This window comes from Ruegeria sp. AP11, from assembly GCF_056535865.1.
In genome coordinates this window covers 1,596,572-1,612,365 of record NZ_JBQFJB010000001.1, presented here as the reverse complement: position 1 = coordinate 1,612,365, position 15,794 = coordinate 1,596,572, and the positions used below count along the sequence as shown (strand labels likewise).

The window sequence follows — 15,794 nt, the reverse complement described above, 5'->3', positions numbered from 1 at the left end:
GAGGGGCGCAACTGAAAGGAGTCAGCACCCCCCTCAGTCCTTGATGTCGGGATCGATCGGTTCTGTTTCAAAGCACGAATGCTCAAGAAAACGTTGGCAGCTGGTGATCCTGACAGGTACATCCTAGCACAAAATTTAGTTTTTAATGTGTTCAACTTCACAAGGTATGGCAGAATGGCAACACAACCCAGAGCGTGGCAAAGGATGCTGTCAGGCCGCAGGCTGGACCTGCTGGACCCGACGCCGGTGGATATCGAGATCGAAGATATCGCCCATGGTCTGGCCTTTGTGGCGCGCTGGAACGGGCAGACAGCGGGCGATTTCGCCTATTCCGTGGCCGAACATTCGCTGCTGGTCGAAGAGCTTTTTGGCCGGATTGCGCCGAAAGCACTGGTGAAATGGCGGCTGGCGGCCCTGTTACACGACGCGCCGGAATATGTGATCGGAGATATGATATCCCCCGTCAAATCCGCCGTTGGCCCGGATTACGGCGCATTGGATGATCGGCTTGCCGCCGCCATTCACATCCGGTTCGGATTGCCCGCCGATGTGCCGAAAACGGTGAAACGTCAGATCAAAAAGGCCGACAAGATCAGCGCCTGGATGGAGGCAACGCAGATCGCGGGGTTTTCGGAGGCTGAGGCGACGAAGTTTTTTGGGCGTCCGGACAAGGCGGTAATAGAGGGTTTGACGATCACGCTACGCCCTCCGGTTGAAGTTCGAGAGGCGTATTTAGCGCGGCACGAAGCGTTGTTAACTCTGATATAGAAAACCAGTTTCTTCCAATGTCGGCTCTGAGCCCAAAGTGGTCGGTCGTTTATCCTGGGTTCCCAGTGTCCCTGGCTCACGATCTACTGATCGTTTGATTTCCATTGAAACCATGTCACAACGGTCCACAATTCTAATATGCGATAGCACCTCCATCTCGAAACTTTCCTTGAAGGTAAAGGGCCCCAAATGGCCGGCACCTTTCAGAACCTTTAGATCAACAAGCTTACTTTGGGTTGCCAGAATTTCTGCGATGCGCTTCGTGTGCGCATGAGTCTGCGATCCGAGCATGATCGTGGAGGGAATTCCCTCAGAAAGAATGTTTTCTGGATCAGGTTCATTCAGAAGCGCATCGAAATCGCTTGGTGCTTTGTAAACCCAATCAATCATTGCGCATCTGCGTTCACGACTTAGGGCCTGCCACGCGCCAAGTCCTCCCCAAAAATCAGTAAAAACCTGTGCGCTGAACTCTTCGCATCCCTCTTCTATGCCAGTTCGTATTGCGTTTGTGAGGCTTACAATTTCGGAATACAATGATCCGTCAGTCGCACCTCCGGCTTTCAGTAGGCTGAACAAAGTTGGTTCATAGAGACAGAGTGATCGAACAAGGTCGGGTCGAGCTCTGGCGATATGCAATGCCAACGCTCCTCCATAGGAGTGTCCAATCAAGTGAGCGGGCCTGCCAAGCTTCTCAATCTCGGTGATAATCGAAGCAGCTTCGTGTTCCAATGTGAACGGCCCGTCCGGGATTTTATGATCCCGAGACTCGGTTCCTATTAGGTCGGGCGCTAAGGTTTTGGTTCCATTGCTCATCCGGGCAAATAGAGTGCGCCACTGGCTTCCGTCAGCACCAGAACAATGTAGCCCCACGCAGGGAGCGGGCGAAATTTGGGACCGGGACGGCGAAGCGTGTAGTGATGCGTCAAATTGCTTATCCATGTGAGGACCTCCAATCTTAATTTCACAATGGTGTCACTCATCTGGCCCTCAACCTATCGGACACATGTCCCAGCTAGACTCAAAACGACGGGAAATTGATGGGACATTTGCCCCAAATTGACTAAAAAAAGACATGCGAACCGTTAGATACACTTCCTCAAGCGATGGTACGTCGCTGGCGTGGAGCAAATCCGGAAACGGCCTGCCCATGGTAAAGGCGGCTAACTGGCTTACGCATCTCAGTTATGATCTCGACAGTCCAATTTGGTCTCACTGGATCGAAATGCTGGAAAGCCAATTCACCCTTGTTCGCTATGATGAGCGAGGCTGCGGATTATCTGACAAGCGAGTTGAGAATCTGAGTATTGATTACTGGGTTGACGATCTCGAAGCTGTAATCGACGCCGCTGAAATAGATGATCCATTTTATCTTCTGGGTATTTCTCAGGGTGCTGCGACTTCTATCACGTATTCGCTGAGGCATCCCGGCAGAGTCGCAGGGATGATACTAGTTGGCGGCTATGCAAGGGGCAGTAACCACCGCGGATCGGTTGCCGCCAAAAACTACAAGACTGTTATCGATGTATTTCGCCTGGGTTGGGAGAATGACAACCCAGCGTTCCAAGATGTATTTACATCAAGATTTCTTCCTGGTGCGCCAGTCGAGCAGCGCTCTTGGTTTACAGATCTTTGCCAAAAGACCGTTTTGCCTGAGACAGGGGCCGACCTGCTTATGGCGCGAGCCGACGTGAATGTTGAAAGTCTATTGCCAAAGGTTTCAGTTCCAACACTGGTGATCCATTCAAGGGACGATCAGGTTATTCCGTTTGAAGAAGGGCAACGTCTCGCTCAGAAAATTCCTGGAGCGACAATGTCTGCTTTAGAGGGAAAAAATCACATTATCCAACGCGATGAACCTGCTTGGCGCGCTTTTTCCAAGAGCTTGCTTGAGTTTACATCTTCCGGTCAAACGACGGACTTTAGCGATTTGACAAAGCGCGAGCAGGACGTGCTGAGACTCGTCTGCCAGGCAAAGAGTAGTAAAGAAATTGCTAACAGTCTCCAAATGAGTGAGAAAACCGTTCGAAACCATACAAGTAAAATCTACGCAAAACTTGAATTGCAGAACAGGCAGCATGCAATTCGCACGTATGGGCATCTGTTCTGATTAGAGCTCGGCACTGTAAACTTTTTAATCTGATCCAACGTGGCAATGGCAGTTTTGTCCGCTCAGCGGACCTTGCTGATTTTTCCTAACTTGCTTTGAGTTTTAGTGCATCGCTTATATGCGGTTTCTTACCGCGGACTACGCTTCGCCAAGATCCGCTGCAAAGTCCGGCGGTGCATGTTCAGGCGCCGCGCCGTCTCAGAAACATTCCGATCACACAGCTCATAGACCCGCTGGATATGCTCCCAGCGCACGCGGTCCGCACTCATGGGGTTTTCCGGCGGTGGGGGCAGTTCGTCGCCCTTGGCCAGCAGAGCGTTGGTGATGTCGGTGGCATCCGCCGGTTTCGACAGATAGTCCGTTGCGCCGATCTTGACCGCGGCCACGGCGGTGGCAATCGCGCCGTAGCCGGTCAGAACCACAACCCGGCTGTCGGGGCGTTTTTCACGCAGCACTTCGACCACGTCCAGCCCGTTGCCATCCTCAAGCCGCAGATCGACCACCGCATAGGCCGGCGGGCGGGCGGTGGAAATGGCGCGGCCTGCAGCGACGGAGCCTGCGGTTTCAACCTCGAACCCGCGCTTTTCCATGGCCTTGGCCAGACGTCTCAGGAACGGCTCGTCATCATCCACCAGAAGCAGGGATTTATCAGGGCCGATATCAAGCTGGGAACTGTCTGCCATATGTTGGTCTTTCCGCTATTTCATGCCTTTGGCTTGAGCATGAGTAATAGCAGCGCCATTCCAAAGGTCAAACAACCCGTTGCCTCTCAGACCTGATCGAGGAAGCAGCCAACCTTGTCCGCCATCTGTTCAGCCGTGTCATCGCGTTTGAAAAACTCAAGGAATCCATCCTCGGGCGTGACCAGATAGGTGAAGGTGGAATGATCGACCAGATAATACTCGTCGCTTTTGTCCTGGGCCTTGTGATAGGTCTTGTAAGCCTTGCTGGCCGCCTTGACCTGCTCGGGTGAACCGGTCAGCGCGATCATGCGTTCATGCAGGTTGAAAGCATAGTCATCCACCACCTCGGGGGTGTCGCGGTCCGGGTCGATCGAGATGAACACGGGCGTCACGGACTGGCCGCGCTCGGCCAGAATGTCGACGGCTTCGGCGTTGCGGGACATGTCGAAGGGGCAGATATCGGGGCAGAACGTATAGCCGAAGTAAACCAGCGTCGGTTCCGTGATCACATCCTTGTCGGTCACGGTCTCGCCCTTGCCGTTGACCAGTTCGAACGGCCCGCCAATGGCAGCAGCACCGCCAGCGATCTGGCTAGACCGGCATTGCGCGAACTTGTCGCCCGACCCGCCACGCGTCAGCAGCCACATAGCACCCAGACCAATGGCCAGAACAACGGTTGCGAGGACGGCATAAAGGCGGATCATGGCGGTTTTCCCCACATGAAGGATGTTGATCGGTTCGGCCCGCACTCCTATCAACATGATGGGCGGACGCAATAGGACATAATCGACAGATGACGGATTCCAATATCAGCCTCTGGCGCGGACAGGAACGCAGCACCTGGATCAGGCTGCGCACCCTGATCTTGCTGCGCTGGGTCGCCATCATCGGTCAGTTCACCGCCATTACCGTTGCCCAGCAATATTATCATGTGCAGCTGGAACTTGGGCTTTGCTACTTCGCCATCGGTGTTTCGGTGATGGGCAACCTGACGGCGATTCTTCTGTTTCCGGAAAACAAGCGCCTGTCGGAGTTCGAGAACTTCCTGATGGTGCTGTTCGATCTGCTGCAGCTGTCGATCCTGCTGTATCTGACCGGCGGGCTGAACAACCCCTTCGCGCTGCTGCTGGTTGGCCCGGTGACGATCTCTGCCAGCGTCATGAGCACACGCTCGACCCTGATTATCGGTGCAGTCGCGGTGATCCTGACCACGCTGCTGGCGCAGTTTCATCTGCCGCTGCGCACCAATCTGGGGCTGGTTCTGGATATCCCGGCCATCCTGCTGTTCGGCAACTGGGCCGCGATAATCATCGCCATCGTGTTCATCGGCGCCTATTCCCATCGCATCAGTTCCGAGGTTCAATCCATGTCCGAAGCGCTGTCGGCCACGCATATGGCCCTGGCGCGCGAACAGAAACTGACCGATCTGGGTGGCGTGGTGGCCGCTGCGGCGCATGAGCTGGGAACACCTTTGGCCACGATCAAACTGGCCAGTTCCGAACTGATCGAAGAGCTAGAGGATCGGCCGGACCTGAAAGAAGATGCCGCTCTGATCCGCGAACAGGCCGATCGTTGCCGGGATATCCTGCGCGATATGGGCCGGGCGGGCAAAGACGACCTGCATCTGCGTCAGGCACCGCTGTCGACGGTCATACATGAAGCGGCGGAACCTCATATCAACCGCGGCAAAGAGGTATATTTTGCCGAAGGCCCGGTACTGGACGGCGACGTGCAACAACCCTCAATCCTGCGCAAGCCCGAGATCATTCACGGGCTGCGCAACCTGATCCAGAACGCGGTGGATTTCGCCCGCCACACGGTCTGGGTCGAGGCCGAATGGACCACAGACCAGATCATCGTCTTGATCATGGATGACGGGCGCGGATATCCGTCGCATATGATCGGGCGGATTGGTGATCCGTTCATGCGCCGACGGCGCGTGGATCGCAGCAGCCGACCGGAATACGAAGGTATGGGACTGGGTCTGTTTATCGCCAAGACCCTGCTCGAACGCAGCGGAGCGCAGCTTTACTTTGCCAATGGTGCAGATCCCTATCAGACGCTGACCGATCAGTCCGAAAGGATCGGAGCGATCGTCAAGGTGGTCTGGCCGCGCAAACTGATCGACGCACAAATCGGCGACACCCCGGTTCCCTCAGGGGCCAACCAGCCGTTTCAGATCTGAGTTAACAACCCGTTAACACTTGCCCGGCATACAGGTCCGGATGAGGCAACTGAGGCAATGAACCGATGGCCGACTGGATAATACTGGCTGCAATCAGCCTGGTTTCGGCGGGTTTTGCGATTCGCTGGCTGACACCCAGCCGTGTCTCGGTGCCCAAGGATTATGAGTTGTGCTGCCCCGGCGCACTGTCCTACGCGGTGTTTCTGTTCGATGGCAGCCGTCTGATCAGTCACTCTGACATCGCTCTGAACGGCTTCGAAACCGTCAACACCTGGGGCGATCTCAGGCGCTTGCTGCAACGGGATTTCCCGGCCTTTCCCGAAACCCCGGATCTGGTCCGCGCCAAGCGCAGCCTCGTGGTTTCGGCGATTGATTGCACCGTTGATCGCGAGGTTCGGTGCGAATGGATCGACGGGGTCATTCGGGTCGAGCTGCGCGACCTGACCGGGCAAGCGCCGGGCCTGCGCCGGGACGTGAATGATCCGATCCGACTGGCGATGGATCAGGCACCCTACCCGGTTTGGCTGCTGGATGCGTCCAATCAGGTAAGCTGGTGCAATGCGGCCTATGTCGCGCTGGTGCGCAAGGTCGGCGGCCCCGACGCTGACCTGACTGAGCCGCTTATCCCCACGCTGGGAGATGAAGCGCAGCTGGGCCGCAAATCCCGTGTCTCTGTGGTGGTGAAGGACAGTGATGCGCGGCTCTGGTTCGATCTGACCCGTGTGATCCGTGAGGAAGGGCATCTGTGCTATGCGGTCGATATCAATGCGATTGTCGAGGCCGAAACCGCCCAACGCAAATTCGTTCAGACCATGACCAAAACCTTTGCCCAGCTGTCGACGGGGTTGGCCATCTTCGACCGCAACCGGCAGCTCGCCCTGTTCAATCCCGCGCTGATCGATCTGACAACTTTGCCACCCGACTTCCTGAGTTGCCGGCCCAGCCTGTCCAGTTTCTTTGACCGGCTTCGCGATCAGCACATGATGCCCGAACCCAAGAACTATCGCAGTTGGCGGCGGCAGATGAATGACCTGATCGAAGCCGCGCAGGACGGGAATTATCAGGAAACATGGTCGCTGCCTTCGGGGTCTGTATATTCCGTCAGCGGCCGCCCGCACCCGGACGGCGCGGTTGCGTTTTTGTTCGAAGACATTACCGCCGAAATCACTCTGACCCGGCGGTTCCGGTCCGAGATGGACCTGATGCAATCCATCCTCGACAAACTCGCCGATGGAATCGCGGTTTTTGCGGATGACGGAACGCTCGCATTCACAAACTACGCCTATCAGATGCTCTGGGGCGACACGGGCGAGGCCGGGCTTGAGTCCGCAACCGTGCTGGAGGTGACACGTAAATGGCAGGAACATTGCACCGCCACTCCGGTTCTGGGCGAAATTCGAGATTTCGTGCATTCACGCGAAAATCGCGCCGACTGGTCAGCTGAGCTGACCCTGAAAAACGGCACCAAAATGACCTGCACGGTCGACCCGATGCAAAACGGCGCGACCATCGTTCGGTTCAGCGCCCCCGATCTGTTCGAAAACCGTTTGGTGCCTGAAAAAATCAGCGCCTGAACCGGGTTGCAGCCGACCGGGCGCGGGTTCATTGTGGCGCCATGACTGCGCCGTTGACTCTGACCGTGAATTCCCCCGAAGAAACAGCCTCATTCGCCGCCCATCTGGGAGGCGCGCTGCAGCCGGGTGACACCATTTTGCTGGAGGGCACGATCGGCAGCGGCAAAACCCATTTCGCACGGTCACTGATACAATCCGTTCTGGCCATGCCCGAGGACGTCCCCTCACCCACGTTTACACTTGTGCAGGTCTATGACACCCGAATTGGCGAGGTCTGGCACTCTGATCTCTACCGTCTTTCGTCGGTTGAAGAGATCGAAGAGCTGGGGCTGACCGAAGCGTTTGAGACCAGCATCTGTCTGATCGAGTGGCCCGGGAAGCTGGACGCGCTGACACCGCAATCGGCCCTGTTGATCCGGTTCTCGACCGACACAGACAGCCAGGACACAAGGCATCTGGAATTCGGCTGGACAGACCCGAAATGGAACCCCAGACTGGAGGGACTTAGATGACAAACCGCGCCGTTCTGGCCGAAGCCCTGATTGCCCGGACGCCGTGGTGTGACGCACAGCACGCGCCTCTGGCCGGCGATGCCTCGAACCGCAGGTACGAGCGGCTGACCGATCCCGCGACGGGCCAAACCGCCGTGCTGATGGATGCCCCACCCGACAAGGGCGAAGACATCGGGTCCTTTGTGCGCATGGCGAACTATCTGCGGTCGCTGGGCCTGAGCGCGCCGGAGATTTATGCCGAAGACACCGAATTCGGATTCCTGCTGCTTGAAGATCTTGGCGATGCGCTGTTTGCCCGCGTTCTGCGCGATGACCCCTCGCAAGAACGAACGCTTTATGACGCGGCGACGGATGTTCTTGTGCATCTTCACCAGGCTGCAACCCTGTCACTCGACAGCTATGACCCTGCCCTGATGACCGAATATGCAGCGCTGTCTTTCACCAAATATGCGCAGGGCATTCTCGGGTCTCATGACACCGAGGCACGCGGCCGGTTCGAGCAGCGTTTTGCCGATATCCTGCACCGGGAAACCGGCGGTACACGGGTGGTGGTGCAACGCGACTATCACGCCGAAAACCTGATCTGGCTGCCTGATCGCGAAGGATTGGCGCGGGTTGGCTTGCTGGATTTTCAAAGCGCGATGCTGGGTCATCCCGCCTATGATCTGATGTCCCTTCTGCAGGATGTGCGCCGCAACGTACCCGCCGGGATCGAGATGCGGATGATCGACCGTTATATCTCGGCCACCGGCGTGGACGGCCACGATTTCCGCACCGCCTATGCGGTGTTGGGTGCGCAGCGGAACCTGCGTATTCTGGGCGGTTTCGCGCGGCTGGCGACGGATTACGGCAAGCCGCACTACGTTGATCTGATCCCGGCCGCCTGGGCCCATCTGATGCGCGATTTGGAACATCCGGCGCTTGTCCCGGTGGCCGATCTGCTGCGCGAGGCCCTGCCTGCCCCCAGCCCCGAAAACCTTAACAAGCTGAGGCCGCAATGACCGGTACGCCACAGGCCGTGATGCTGTTCGCTGCCGGTTTCGGCACGCGCATGGGTGCCCTGACCAAGGATCGCCCCAAGCCGCTGATCGAAGTGGCCGGGCGGCCTCTGATCGACCACGCGCTGGATCTTGCCGCGCCGCTGCAACCCTCACGCATCGTCGCCAACACCCATTATCATGCGGATCAAATGGCCAGACATCTGACCCCGAAAGGCGTGCTGCTGTCACATGAGTCCCCAAAGATTCTGGAAACCGGAGGCGGGCTAAAGGCCGCGCTGCCGATGCTTGGATCGGATCCGGTGTTCACCCTCAACAGCGACGCGATCTGGGCTGGGCCCAACCCGTTGCAAATGCTGCAAGATCATTGGGACCCCGGCCAGATGGATGCGTTGCTGATGTGCATCCCGACAGGTCAGACGCTTGGGCACACGGGATCGGGTGATTTCACGCAGGACGACTCCGGCCGGATCACTCGTGGTGCTGGTCTGATCTATGGCGGTGCGCAAATCCTGAAGACCGGTGGCCTGCATGACATCGCCGAGGATGCGTTCTCGCTGAACGTTCTGTGGGATCGAATACTGCAGGAAAAACGCCTGTTCGCGCTTTCGTATCCCGGTCGCTGGTGTGATGTCGGACGTCCCGAGGGGATCGCTCTGGCCGAAGGACTGATCGCGGATGTTTGAGCCCAGCCCCCAGCCCCGGGTCTTTGCCGTTCCACCGGGCGCGGACTTTCCGCAAGTGTTGGTCAACGGGCTGCGGAATCGATTTGCAAACCAGCCGCCCGAGGCGCTGGCGCGGGTTCAGCTGGTGGTCAACACCCGCCGCATGGCACGCCGTGTTCGCGAGCTGTTTGATCAGGGACCGCCCTGCCTGCTGCCGCAGCTGTCGCTGGTCACCGATCTGGGCGAAGGCGCTGATCTGGCACAGGTGCCGCCCGCAATTCCACCGCTGCGACGACGGCTGGAACTGACCCAACTGATCGCCAAGCTGCTGGATCAGCAACCCGATCTGGCCGCACGGTCGTCTCTGTTCGATTTGTCCGACAGTCTGGCGGCGCTGATTGACGAGATGCAGGGCGAAGGCGTCTCACCTGATGCGATCCGCAATCTGGATGTCAGCGATTTATCGGGCCACTGGGCGCGGGCGCAGGCCTTTATCGGGATCGCCGATCATTTCATGCAAACCGGCCCCGACGCGATGGACCCGCAGGCGCGGCAGCGGCGCGTGATCGAAAACCTTATCACACGCTGGCACGAGGCCCCGCCGCCGCACCCGATCATCCTTGCCGGGTCTACCGGATCGCGCGGCACGACGATGATGCTGATGCGAGCCGTCGCGCGCCTGCCGCAGGGGGCGCTGGTTCTGCCCGGCTACGATTTCGACCAGCCTCAGCACGTCTGGCACAGCCTCGATGATGCCCTGACCTCGGAAGATCATCCGCAGTATCGCTTTCGCAAGCTGATGTACGAACTTGATCTGACACCAGACCAGATTCTGCCGTGGACAGAGGATCACCCCCCCTCGCCCGCACGCAACAAACTGATTTCGCTAGCTTTACGCCCTGCGCCGGTCACCGATGCGTGGATGTCCGAAGGGCCAAACCTGACCGATCTGCAAGGCGCAACCAAAGACGTGACGCTGATCGAGGCCTCCTCGCCCCGGTCCGAGGCCTTGGCGATTGCGTTGCGTCTGCGTCAGGCCGCCGAGACCGGCCAGACCGCCGCGCTGATCACGCCTGACCGGATGCTGACCCGTCAGGTCAGCGCCGCGCTGGATCGCTGGAACATCCTGCCCGATGACAGCGCCGGCCTGCCGCTGCAACTGTCGCCTCCGGGGCGGTTTCTGCGCCATGTGGCTGGCCTGTTTGCCCGCCGTCTGGATGCCGAGGCGCTGCTGACCCTGCTCAAGCACCCGCTCTGCCATGACGGCGCGGATCGCGGGGCGCATCTGCTGCATACCCGTGATCTGGAACTCGACCTGCGCCGCCACGGCCCGCCCTTCCCCGACAGCGCCAGCCTGACTGCTTTTGCCATCCGCTCTGAAGCGCCCGAGGATTGGGTTCGCTGGGTGATCCGGTCTTTCTGCGATCAACACAGCCCCGCGGAGCGCCCTCTGGCCGATTGGGTCGCACAATTGCGCGCGCTGGCCGAGGCGATATCGGCCGGATCAACCGGTGCGCCCGGTACGCTTTGGGACAAGAACGCCGGTCAAAAAGCACTGGCGGTCATGACCGCTCTGGAAGCCGAGGCGCAGAATGGCGGCGCGATGACGGCGCATGACTTCGCAGATCTGCTGGGTGCATTGCTGGCCGGTGAAGAGGTGCGCGACCGCGATGCACCCCATCCGCACCTGATGATCTGGGGTACGCTTGAGGCGCGGGTTCAGGGCGCTGATCTGCTGATCCTCGGCGGCCTCAATGAAGGCAGCTGGCCCGAGGCCCCCGCGCCTGATCCGTGGCTGAATCGGCAGATGCGCAATGCTGCCGGGCTGCTGCTGCCCGAACGCCGCATTGGTCTGTCTGCCCATGACTTTCAACAAGCGGTGGGAGCGACCGAGGTCGTTCTTTCCCGGGCCACCCGCTCGGATGACGCGGAAACCGTGCCGTCACGGTGGTTAAACCGCCTGACAAACCTGCTGCAAGGCTTGCCGGATCAGGGCGGCACCGATGCGCTTGCAACGATGCGCGCGCGCGGGTCCAGGTTGTTGGGTTGGGCAGAGGCGCTGGAACACGCCCCCCGGATTGACGCCGCGCATCGCCCCTCGCCGCGGCCGCCTGTGGCCTCCCGACCCCGGCGCTTGTCCGTCACCGAGATCAAGCGCCTGATCCGCGATCCTTACTCCATCTATGCCCGCTACGTTCTGCGCCTGAAACCGCTGGACCCTCTGGTCCACGCGCCGGACGCGTTGCTGCGCGGGATCGTTATTCACGAAGTGCTGGAGCAGTTCGTGCGTGACAGCGTGCTGGACCCGGCCCTGTTGACCCGCGAAAATTTCCTGAAACGGGCCGAGGCGCTGCTGGAGGAGCATGTCGCATGGCCCACGGCACGAAAACTCTGGCTGGCGCGGCTGGAACGGATCACCGACAGCTTTCTGTCCGCCGAAATCCAGCGCCGCGCCGATGGAGGGCCCGTGGCCTTCGAAGTGATGATGAAACTGGTGCTTGCGCCGCTGGACTTCACCATCTCGGGCCGCGCGGACCGGATCGACCTGAACAGCCGGGGCGCGATGCGGATCATCGACTACAAGACCGGAGCGCCCCCAACCGAAAGTCAGCAGGCCAAGTTCGACAAACAACTGCTGATCGAAGCCGCCATTGCCGAACAGGGCGGGATCGAAGGCTTCGACCCGTTGCCTGTCGCACAGGCCGTCTTCATCGGTATGGGCGGCAGCTATAAAGAGGTCGGCGCGCCGCTGGCGAAGGAACCGGCGGACAAGGTTATGGACGAACTCAAACAACTCATTTCCGCTTATTTAGAGCCTGATCAGGGCTTCTCATCCCGCCGGATGCTGCACAAGGATACGGATATTGGCGATTATGACCATCTGGCCCGGTTCGGCGAATGGGACCGTTCCGCCGAAACCGTACCGGAGGACCTGAGATGAGCCTGCGCAATGACGCCACCGAACGACAGGTGCAGGCGGCGCGCCCGGATGCCTCGACCTGGCTGGCGGCGAATGCGGGTTCGGGAAAGACGCGAGTTCTGACTGACCGGGTGGCGCGGCTGCTGCTGGATGGAGTGCAGCCGCAACACATTCTGTGTCTGACCTATACCAAAGCCGCCGCCAGCGAGATGCAGAACCGGTTGTTCAAGCGATTGGGACAATGGGCCATGCTGGCCGACGCGCCATTGTTGGCGCAGCTCACTGATCTGGGGGTCGAAGGCCTCATCAGTGCCGACCGTCTGGCACAAGCAAGAACATTGTTTGCCCGCGCGATCGAAACGCCGGGCGGGTTGAAAATCCAGACGATCCACTCGTTCTGCGCCGCGCTGCTGCGGCGGTTCCCGCTTGAAGCGGGGGTCAGCCCTCAATTCGCTGAAATGGAGGACCGCGCTGCCGCGCTGCTGCGCGAAGAGATTGTCGAGGATTTTGCCGAAGGCATGCAGGCCGCTTTGGTCGAGGATGTCGCCCGCTTCGTCACCGATACCGGATTCGAAAAACTGACCGCCGCTATCACCCAGAAACGCAGCCATTTTACGCAGTCCTTGCAATGGGATGATCTGCTGCACTTGTTTGAACTGCCCGCAGGTTTTAACGAAAGCGCACTACTGGAACGGGTTTTTCTGGGCGGCGAGGTTGAACTGATCCAATCCATGCTGCCCGTCCTGATCGAAAGCGGCGGCAACAACGCCAAGGCTGCCGACAAACTGGCGGCGTTCACCGAAGCGCGGCTTGGCCATCTACCGCTGTTGGAAAGCGTACTCCTGACCGGAAAAGGTGCGAGAGAGCCGTTCACTGCCAAGATCAATGGCTTTCCCACCAAAGCCCTGCGCGAAGGCGCGCTGGCGGATCGAATACCCCAACTCGAAGCGCTGATGCTGCGTGTCGAAGCTGCACGGGAACAGCGGCTGGCGCTGGTTGCAGCGCAGAAAACGCATGTATTACACCGATTTGCCACGGCCTTCCTGCCGGAATACGAACGGTGCAAACAACTGCGTGGCTGGCTCGATTTCGATGACCTGATCCTGCGAGCGCGTCAGGTGCTGAACGATCCGGCGGTGGCGGAATGGGTGCTGTACCGGCTGGATGGCGGCATCGACCATATTCTGGTGGACGAGGCGCAGGATACCAGCCCGGATCAGTGGGACGTAATCGAAAAACTGGCGCAGGAGTTCACCAGCGGAGAAGGGGCGCGATCTGAGGTCGAGCGCACGATCTTCGTGGTCGGAGACAAGAAACAGTCGATCTATTCCTTCCAAGGCGCCGACCCCCAGGCCTTTGATCGGATGCAGTTGGAATTTGGGCGGAAATTGGAGGAATCAGGCTCTAAACTGTGGGATTCAACGTTGGAATATTCATTCCGATCCTCTAGCGCGATCCTCGGGTTGGTCGATATCCTGTTCGAAAACCGCACGGATGCCGGGTTCCACAAGGAAGCGCTGCACCGGGCATTCAAGGCCGATCTTCCGGGCCGTGTCGATCTGTGGCCGGTGGTCGAGAAGGTTGAAGACAACGAAGAGGGCGACTGGACCGACCCCGTGGACCGGCCCGGAGCACGGCACCACACCGTCGTTCTGGCCGAGCAGGTGGCGCATTCGATCAAGGACATGATCGAGCGGGGCGAGACCATCCCGGAAGACGGCGACACGCCCGGTGCATTCGTGCGTCGAACGGTGCAACCGGGGGATTTCCTGATTCTGGTCCAGCGCCGCTCGGACCTGTTTGCCGAAATCATCCGCGCCTGCAAGGCGGCCAATCTGCCGATTGCCGGGGCCGACCGTCTGAAGGTGGGCGCAGAGCTGGCGGTCAAGGATCTGGCCGCATTGCTCGGCTTCCTTGCCACACCCGAAGACAGCCTGTCGCTGGCGACGGTTCTCAAGTCCCCTCTGTTCGGCTGGTCGGAACAGCAACTGTTCGATCTGGCGCACCGGCGGAAAGAGGGGTTCCTGTGGGCGGCGCTGCGCAACCGGGCCGAGGAATTCCCCGATACGCTCGCGATTTTGAACGATCTGCGCGGGCAAACCGACTTTCTGCGTCCTTACGATCTGATCGAACGGATTCTGACCCGGCACGACGGGCGCCGGAAACTGCTGGGCCGGCTGGGGGCGGAGGCCGAGGACGGGATCAACGCATTGCTGTCGCAGGCACTGGCTTATGAGCGCACGGATATTCCCAGCCTGACCGGCTTCCTCGTCTGGATGCAGACCGATGATCTGGAGATCAAGCGGCAGATGAGCGGTGTCGGCAACATGATCCGGGTGATGACCGTGCATGGCTCGAAAGGGTTGGAAGCGCCGATCGTGATTCTGCCAGACACAGGCAAACGGCAGCCGCAGCGCGATGCCGAGATCATGATGGCCGGAGAGACGCCGCTGTGGAAAGTGTCCGCCGACGCATCGCCCGCCCTGGTTGCGGCGGCGCGGGAAGAGGCGCGCCAGAGGGAAGAAAATGAACGGCTTCGCCTGCTATATGTGGCTCTAACACGAGCAGAAAAGTGGTTGATCGTCGCGGCGGCGGGGGATGTCGGAAAGGACGGCAACAGCTGGTATCAGATGGTTGAGGCCGCAATGGCCCGCGCCGGAGCAACGCAGATACCCGGAACGCACACCCAAAGGCTGGCGCATGGTGATTGGGACGCATTGCCCCTGGTCGAACGCCACGCCGATGCACCCGAGCCACTAAACCTGCCTGAGATGTTCAACCAAGATGCGAAAGAACCGCCTGCGCCCGCAGAAACGCTCAGCCCGTCCGATCTGGGCGGCGCAAAGGCGTTGCCCGGCGATGCGGGGCAGGACGAAGAGGCCGCCAAGCTGCGCGGAACACGTCTGCACCTGCTGCTTGAACATCTGCCCGCCGTTGACCGAGGCCAATGGCCGCAGCTTTGCGTCCGGTTGTTGCCGGATATGCATGACGTCGAAAGGCAGAACATACTGCGCGAAGCAGAAACAGTGCTGACCGCAGATCACCTGAAACCGGTCTTCGCGCCTGAGGCATTGGCCGAGGTTCCCGTCTCGGCCGATCTGAACGGCACAAGACTGCATGGCGTCATCGACCGGCTGATCGTCTCGGATACCGAGGTCCATGTCGTTGATTTCAAATCGAATGCAACCGTCCCGGAAACCCCCGAAACCTGCCCGGACGGCCTGTTGCGGCAGATGGGGGCCTATGCGCATGCGCTGGCGCAGATCTACCCGAATCACAGCATCCGAACTGCGATCCTGTGGACCCGCACGGCGCAGTTGATGTGGCTGCCACACGATCTTGTGACGGATGCGCTGACCCACCACCCGATATCTTGACCTCA

The 15,794-nt window shown here is 59.5% G+C and carries 12 protein-coding genes; 9 read left to right on the top strand and 3 right to left on the bottom strand.

The window, feature by feature from the left end:
- The first annotated feature begins 174 nt into the window (after nucleotides 1–174).
- The gene (locus ACR3E4_RS08325; protein WP_480534856.1) at nucleotides 175–768 is read left to right on the top strand and encodes an HD domain-containing protein; all 594 of its coding nucleotides are present in this window, start codon (nucleotides 175–177) and stop codon (nucleotides 766–768) included.
- Here ACR3E4_RS08325 and ACR3E4_RS08320 read toward each other — a convergent pair.
- Entirely contained in the window at nucleotides 754–1,707 is a 954-nt protein-coding gene (locus ACR3E4_RS08320) for an alpha/beta fold hydrolase (protein ID WP_480534858.1), read from the bottom strand. The two genes, ACR3E4_RS08325 and ACR3E4_RS08320, sit on opposite strands and share 15 nt — an antisense overlap.
- A gap of 208 nt (nucleotides 1,708–1,915) precedes the next feature.
- On the opposite strand from ACR3E4_RS08320, the gene ACR3E4_RS08315 reads away from it, so the two are divergent.
- The gene (locus ACR3E4_RS08315; protein ID WP_480534860.1) at nucleotides 1,916–2,875 is read left to right on the top strand and encodes an alpha/beta fold hydrolase; all 960 of its coding nucleotides are present in this window, start codon (nucleotides 1,916–1,918) and stop codon (nucleotides 2,873–2,875) included.
- A 128-nt stretch (nucleotides 2,876–3,003) separates the two neighbouring features.
- Here the strand turns inward: ACR3E4_RS08315 and ACR3E4_RS08310 are convergent, their stop codons facing one another.
- Together ACR3E4_RS08310 and ACR3E4_RS08305 are read right to left on the bottom strand one after the other, a co-directional pair.
- Complete coding sequence (locus ACR3E4_RS08310; protein WP_050604676.1) at nucleotides 3,004–3,558, bottom strand: ActR/PrrA/RegA family redox response regulator transcription factor; 555 nt, start codon at nucleotides 3,556–3,558, stop codon at nucleotides 3,004–3,006.
- Between the two features lie 86 nt (nucleotides 3,559–3,644).
- Nucleotides 3,645–4,262, bottom strand: a complete 618-nt coding sequence (locus tag ACR3E4_RS08305; RefSeq protein ID WP_480534862.1) for an SCO family protein — start codon at nucleotides 4,260–4,262, stop codon at nucleotides 3,645–3,647.
- Nucleotides 4,263–4,351: 89 nt separating this feature from the next.
- Between ACR3E4_RS08305 and regB the strand changes: the two genes are divergently transcribed.
- The 7 genes from regB (at nucleotide 4,352) to addA (ending at nucleotide 15,789) form a co-directional block, all read left to right on the top strand.
- On the top strand, nucleotides 4,352–5,743 hold the full coding sequence (gene regB / locus ACR3E4_RS08300) for a sensor histidine kinase RegB (protein ID WP_480534864.1): 1,392 nt from the start codon (nucleotides 4,352–4,354) through the stop codon (nucleotides 5,741–5,743).
- Nucleotides 5,744–5,808: 65 nt separating this feature from the next.
- The gene (locus ACR3E4_RS08295; protein ID WP_480534866.1) at nucleotides 5,809–7,317 is read left to right on the top strand and encodes a PAS-domain containing protein; all 1,509 of its coding nucleotides are present in this window, start codon (nucleotides 5,809–5,811) and stop codon (nucleotides 7,315–7,317) included.
- 41 nt (nucleotides 7,318–7,358) lie between these two features.
- Nucleotides 7,359–7,829: a tRNA (adenosine(37)-N6)-threonylcarbamoyltransferase complex ATPase subunit type 1 TsaE gene (tsaE, locus tag ACR3E4_RS08290; protein WP_480534868.1), complete on the top strand. Its 471-nt coding sequence runs from the start codon at nucleotides 7,359–7,361 to the stop codon at nucleotides 7,827–7,829.
- Nucleotides 7,826–8,830 (top strand): aminoglycoside phosphotransferase family protein, encoded by a 1,005-nt coding sequence (locus ACR3E4_RS08285; protein WP_480534870.1) that lies wholly within the window; start codon nucleotides 7,826–7,828, stop codon nucleotides 8,828–8,830. The genes tsaE and ACR3E4_RS08285 overlap by 4 nt, the downstream gene beginning before the upstream one ends.
- Nucleotides 8,827–9,513, top strand: a complete 687-nt coding sequence (locus tag ACR3E4_RS08280; RefSeq protein ID WP_480534872.1) for a nucleotidyltransferase family protein — start codon at nucleotides 8,827–8,829, stop codon at nucleotides 9,511–9,513. Before ACR3E4_RS08285 ends, ACR3E4_RS08280 begins: the two co-directional genes overlap by 4 nt.
- Entirely contained in the window at nucleotides 9,506–12,433 is a 2,928-nt protein-coding gene (addB, locus tag ACR3E4_RS08275) for a double-strand break repair protein AddB (protein ID WP_480534874.1), read from the top strand. Before ACR3E4_RS08280 ends, addB begins: the two co-directional genes overlap by 8 nt.
- Nucleotides 12,430–15,789 carry a double-strand break repair helicase AddA gene (gene addA / locus ACR3E4_RS08270; protein WP_480534876.1) on the top strand — a complete coding sequence of 1,120 codons (3,360 nt, stop codon included), beginning with the start codon at nucleotides 12,430–12,432 and terminating at the stop codon, nucleotides 15,787–15,789. The genes addB and addA overlap by 4 nt, the downstream gene beginning before the upstream one ends.
- Nucleotides 15,790–15,794: the final 5 nt, after the last annotated feature.

Bases quoted from the DNA above. Each gene is read 5' to 3' on its own strand.
- ACR3E4_RS08325 (WP_480534856.1), top strand. From the start codon at position 175: ATGGCAACACAACCCAGAGCGTGGCAAAGGATGCTGTCAGGCCGCAGG.
- ACR3E4_RS08320 (WP_480534858.1), bottom strand. From the start codon at position 1,707: ATGGATAAGCAATTTGACGCATCACTACACGCTTCGCCGTCCCGGTCC.
- ACR3E4_RS08315 (WP_480534860.1), top strand. From the start codon at position 1,916: ATGGTAAAGGCGGCTAACTGGCTTACGCATCTCAGTTATGATCTCGAC.
- ACR3E4_RS08310 (WP_050604676.1), bottom strand. From the start codon at position 3,558: ATGGCAGACAGTTCCCAGCTTGATATCGGCCCTGATAAATCCCTGCTT.
- ACR3E4_RS08305 (WP_480534862.1), bottom strand. From the start codon at position 4,262: ATGATCCGCCTTTATGCCGTCCTCGCAACCGTTGTTCTGGCCATTGGT.
- regB (WP_480534864.1), top strand. From the start codon at position 4,352: ATGACGGATTCCAATATCAGCCTCTGGCGCGGACAGGAACGCAGCACC.
- ACR3E4_RS08295 (WP_480534866.1), top strand. From the start codon at position 5,809: ATGGCCGACTGGATAATACTGGCTGCAATCAGCCTGGTTTCGGCGGGT.
- tsaE (WP_480534868.1), top strand. From the start codon at position 7,359: ATGACTGCGCCGTTGACTCTGACCGTGAATTCCCCCGAAGAAACAGCC.
- ACR3E4_RS08285 (WP_480534870.1), top strand. From the start codon at position 7,826: ATGACAAACCGCGCCGTTCTGGCCGAAGCCCTGATTGCCCGGACGCCG.
- ACR3E4_RS08280 (WP_480534872.1), top strand. From the start codon at position 8,827: ATGACCGGTACGCCACAGGCCGTGATGCTGTTCGCTGCCGGTTTCGGC.
- addB (WP_480534874.1), top strand. From the start codon at position 9,506: ATGTTTGAGCCCAGCCCCCAGCCCCGGGTCTTTGCCGTTCCACCGGGC.
- addA (WP_480534876.1), top strand. From the start codon at position 12,430: ATGAGCCTGCGCAATGACGCCACCGAACGACAGGTGCAGGCGGCGCGC.